Below are 4,125 nucleotides of genomic sequence, written 5' to 3'. Positions count from 1 at the left end.
TAGTATGCCAGCGCCGCTGCCAGACCGGCCGCGCCACCGCCCACTACCAGTACGTCACAGTGGTGGTTGAGCTTGTCGTAGGTGTCCGGATCCTTGTCTTTCGGTACCCGGCCCAGACCGGCGGCCTTGCGGATCAGATGTTCGTACTTCGGCCACATGGACTGAGGATACATGAAGGTCTTGTAGTAGAAGCCGGGGGGCATCATGCTGCCGCCGATCTTGCCCATTACGCCCATGATGTCTTTATCAACATTCGGCCAGCCGTTGGTGCTGGCGGCGGTGAGGCCGTCATACAGCTCGCCCTGGGTGCCGCGAATGTTGGGGATCATGGTGGCTTCACAGCTGCCCACCTGCAGGATGCAGTTCGGCTCTTCGGCGCCGGCAGCCATGATGCCGCGCGGACGAGAATACTTGAACGAACGGCCAACTACGTCGACCCCGTTGGCCAGCAGTGCCGAGGCGATGGTGTCGCCAGACAGACCCTGATAAGTCTTGCCGTTAAAGATAAAGCTGAGCGGTTTGCTGTGGTCTACCCGACCTTTGCCCTGAAGACGATGTTTCTGGCTCATGACTGGCCTCCTTGCTGGGGCTGCTCGCCCACCTTGTAGGTTTCCTGAATTTCATAGGTCACGGTGTGCCGGGTCGCATTGAAGAACTTGCGACAGCCAGCGGCGTGATACCACATTTCGTGATGCAGACCGCGCGGGTTCTTGCGCATGAACAGATACTCTGCCCATTCTTTGTCGCTGATCGCATTCGGATCCGCCGGGCGGGCAATGTGTGCCTCGCCGCCGTAGTGAAATTCGTCTTCTTCCCGGTGTTCGCCGCAATGCGGACAATAAATATTTAGCATGTCTATCTCCTCAGTGGGCTACGCCGGCTGCGCCGTGCTCGTCAATCAGGTGGCCGCTGGTAAAGCGGTCAACATTGAAGGGTTTGGCCAGGGGATGGGGCTCATCCTTGGCAATGGTGTGGGCGAATACGTTGCCCGATCCCGGGGTGGCCTTGAAGCCGCCGGTGCCCCAACCGCAGTTGAAATACAGGCCCTTGATGTGGGTCTTGGAAATAATCGGACAGGCATCCGGACAGGTGTCGACGATGCCGCCCCAGGTACGGTTGAGGCGAACCCGGCTGAAAATGGGGAACATTTCCACAATGGCCGCCATGGTTTCTTCCACTACCGGGAAGGAGCCGCGCTGACCGTAACCCAGGTAGCTGTCGATACCGGCGCCGATGACCAGGTCACCCTTGTCGGACTGGGAGATATAACCGTGCACGTGGTTGGACATGACGACGGTGTCGAGGATCGGCTTGACCGGCTCGGATACCATGGCCTGCAGCGGATGGGACTCCAGCGGCAGTTTCATGCCGACCATGTTGGCCATCACACCCGAGTTACCGGCGGTAACACAGGCCACCTTGGGCGCAGAGATAAAGCCGCGGGTGGTTTCCACCCCGGTGACGGCGCCGTTTTCACGACGGATGCCGGTCACTTCGGTCTGCTGGATCAGGTGCACACCCAGGGCGTCGGCGGCGCGGGCAAAGCCCCAGGCCACGGCGTCATGACGGGCGGTGCCGCCGCGCGGCTGCCAGGACGCTCCCAGCACCGGATAACGGGCGCTGGTGGAGCAGTCCAGAATCGGAACCAGATCCTGCACCTGTTTGGCGTTGAGCACTTCGCCGTCGATGCCGTTCAGGCGGTTGGCGTTAACCCGGCGCTCGATGTCGCGCATGTCTTGCAGGGTGTGGCCAAGGTTGAGCACGCCGCGCTGGCTGAACATCAGGTTGTAGTTAAGATCCTGCGCCAGGCCTTCCCACAGTTTCATGGAATGCTCATACAGGTGAGAGGCTTCATCCCACAGGTAGTTGGAACGCACGATGGTGGTGTTACGGGCGGTGTTGCCGCCACCCAGGTAACCCTTTTCGATTACCGCCACGTTGGTGATGCCGTGCTCTTTGGCCAGGTAGTAGGCCGTGGCCAGACCGTGGCCGCCGCCGCCGACGATGATAACGTCGTAACCTTCCGGCTTGGGCGTGGGGTTGTGCCACACGCGCTGCCAGTTTTCGTGATGGGTCAGGGCATGCTTGAGGAGCCCGAATCCTGAATATTTTTTCATAGTCTCACCTGTTCTTTAAAAGGGTTCTGGCTGGCTGACTGCTCCAACGCTCGGACCACTGTGGATTAGCGATATACCGGGAAGTAGCTGCACAGGCTCGCGACCTGGTCCTTCACCGAAATAATCACTTCCGGGTCGTCCATATGATCCAGAATGTCGCAGATCCAACCGGCCAGCTGACGGCAGTGTTCTACCTTGAAGCCGCGGGTGGTTACCGCCGGGGTGCCGATGCGCAGGCCCGAGGTCACGAAGGGTGACTGGGGATCGTTGGGCACGGCGTTCTTGTTCACGGTGATGCAGGCATCACCCAGTACCCGGTCTGCATCCTTGCCGGTAATGCCCTTGGCGGACAGGTCGAGCAGGAACAGGTGGTTGTCGGTGCCGTTGGATACCACATCGAAACCGCGGCTCTGAAACACGTCCACCATGGCGCGGGCGTTTTCCACTACGGCTTTCTGATACTCGGTAAATTCTGGCTTCAGCGCTTCGGCAAAGGCCACGGCCTTGCCGGCGATGGCGTGCATCTGCGGGCCACCCTGACCACCGGGGAACACGGCGGCGTTCAGTTTTTTCTCCAGATCCGGATTGCCTTTGGCCAGGATCAGGCCGCCGCGGGGGCCGCGCAGTGTCTTGTGCGTGGTGGTGGTGACCACGTGGGCATGAGGTACCGGGTTAGGGTACTGGCCAGCGGCTACCAGACCGGCCACGTGGGCCATGTCGACAAACAGGAAAGCACCTACCTTGTCGGCAATGGCGCGAAAGCGAGCCCAGTCCAGCACCTTCGAGTAGGCGGAGAAACCGGCGACGATCATCTTCGGCTTGTGCTCCAGTGCAAGCCGCTCAACCTGGTCGTAGTCCACCTCACCGGTGGCTTCGTTCAGGCCGTACTGTACCGCGTTGTAGATTTTGCCGGAAAAGCTGACCTTGGCGCCGTGAGTCAGGTGGCCACCGTGGGCCAGACTCATGCCCAGCACGGTATCGCCGGGGGCGCACAGTGCCATGTAAACGGCGGCATTGGCCTGAGAGCCGGAATGGGGCTGCACGTTGGCATAGTCTGCGCCGAACAGTTCCTTGGCGCGCTCGATGGCCAGCACTTCAACCTTGTCTACCGCTTCGCAACCGCCGTAATAGCGCTTGCCCGGGTAGCCTTCCGCATATTTGTTGGTCAGTACCGACCCCTGGGCTTCCATAACGGCCGGGCTGGTGTAGTTTTCTGAAGCAATCAGCTCGATATGTTGTTCCTGACGGGCGGCTTCTTCTTCCATGGCGGCCCACAGTGCCGGGTCTATATCCTGAATGCGGGTGTCTTTGCTGAACATCTTGTGACCTCCTTGCGCGGCCCGGGCTAGTTCCCGGTACCTGATGTATCCCTGGTTGCGTGGCGGCGGATGTAAACACCCGAGCCTTGCGTTGATGAGATACTACTGGGGGGTACTATTACAGGGGTGACTGGCTGCGGCCTAAAGCTGTGTATTTGCGACAAAACTTCACATAAGTACAACATTGCGATCGTTGCCCGTCACAATATGGAGCCTGTTCGGAGCCAGACCGGGCCTGATACGGCGGTACAGGTGCAAAGCCCGGCCCCGCGGGGTACTATTCAGCCCTAAGCGGTAACATTCTGGAAACGCTACCTTCACCTCGGATCCATTATAAAAACACCATGTCTCAAATCAGTGAAAAACGTTATTTCAGTCATCGCCTGCGCGACACCAACAGCGCCTTTCTGCCGGCACGCCAAAGCGACGCAGAACCGATAAGAGTCGGCTTTGTACTGCAACCCCACTTTTCGATGATGGCCTTTACCGCTGCGGTAGACGCCCTGGTCACCGCCAACCTGGTGCAGGCCACGCCGCTGTTCGGCTTTACCATCTTCGGCCTTGATGCCACTACGGTGCGCAGCGATCTGGGCATCGACATTTCGGCCAACAGCACCCTGGACGAACTGGTGCTGGAAGGCGAAGGCGCACTGGATGTGCTGATTGTGTGCGGCGGCTTTCGCTGCAAC

At 59.6% G+C, this 4,125-nt stretch carries 5 protein-coding genes; 1 reads left to right on the top strand and 4 read right to left on the bottom strand.

From position 1 onward, the window contains the following. The 4 genes from UN63_RS16730 to glyA all read right to left on the bottom strand — a co-directional run. Window positions 1–569, bottom strand: a 569-nt coding sequence (locus UN63_RS16730) for a 2Fe-2S iron-sulfur cluster-binding protein (protein WP_181068279.1), incomplete at its 3' end; no start/stop codon positions are given. Continuing rightward, window positions 566–853, bottom strand: a complete 288-nt coding sequence (locus UN63_RS16725) for a sarcosine oxidase subunit delta (RefSeq protein ID WP_104488622.1) — start codon at window positions 851–853, stop codon at window positions 566–568. The genes UN63_RS16725 and UN63_RS16730, both read right to left, overlap by 4 nt. 10 nt (window positions 854–863) lie before the next feature. Continuing rightward, the gene (locus tag UN63_RS16720) at window positions 864–2,117 is read right to left on the bottom strand and encodes a sarcosine oxidase subunit beta family protein (RefSeq protein WP_104488621.1); all 1,254 of its coding nucleotides are present in this window, start codon (window positions 2,115–2,117) and stop codon (window positions 864–866) included. A gap of 65 nt (window positions 2,118–2,182) precedes the next feature. Beyond that, the gene (gene glyA / locus UN63_RS16715; protein ID WP_104488620.1) at window positions 2,183–3,436 is read right to left on the bottom strand and encodes a serine hydroxymethyltransferase; all 1,254 of its coding nucleotides are present in this window, start codon (window positions 3,434–3,436) and stop codon (window positions 2,183–2,185) included. 344 nt (window positions 3,437–3,780) lie between these two features. On the opposite strand from glyA, the gene UN63_RS16710 reads away from it, so the two are divergent. After that, the coding region (locus UN63_RS16710; RefSeq protein ID WP_483406934.1) for a type 1 glutamine amidotransferase family protein at window positions 3,781–4,125 on the top strand (345 nt) is incomplete at its 3' end.

It is taken from the genome of Oceanisphaera arctica (assembly GCF_002936955.1).
GTDB classification, from domain to species: Bacteria; Pseudomonadota; Gammaproteobacteria; order Enterobacterales; family Aeromonadaceae; genus Oceanimonas; species Oceanimonas arctica.
The sequence above is the reverse complement of the archived record's forward strand: the minus strand, read 5'-3'. Positions and strand labels throughout refer to the sequence as shown.

Excerpts from the sequence above, each read along its gene's own strand:
- UN63_RS16725 (WP_104488622.1), bottom strand. The coding sequence starts at position 853 with ATGCTAAATATTTATTGTCCGCATTGCGGCGAACACCGGGAAGAAGAC.
- UN63_RS16720 (WP_104488621.1), bottom strand. The coding sequence starts at position 2,117 with ATGAAAAAATATTCAGGATTCGGGCTCCTCAAGCATGCCCTGACCCAT.
- glyA (WP_104488620.1), bottom strand. The coding sequence starts at position 3,436 with ATGTTCAGCAAAGACACCCGCATTCAGGATATAGACCCGGCACTGTGG.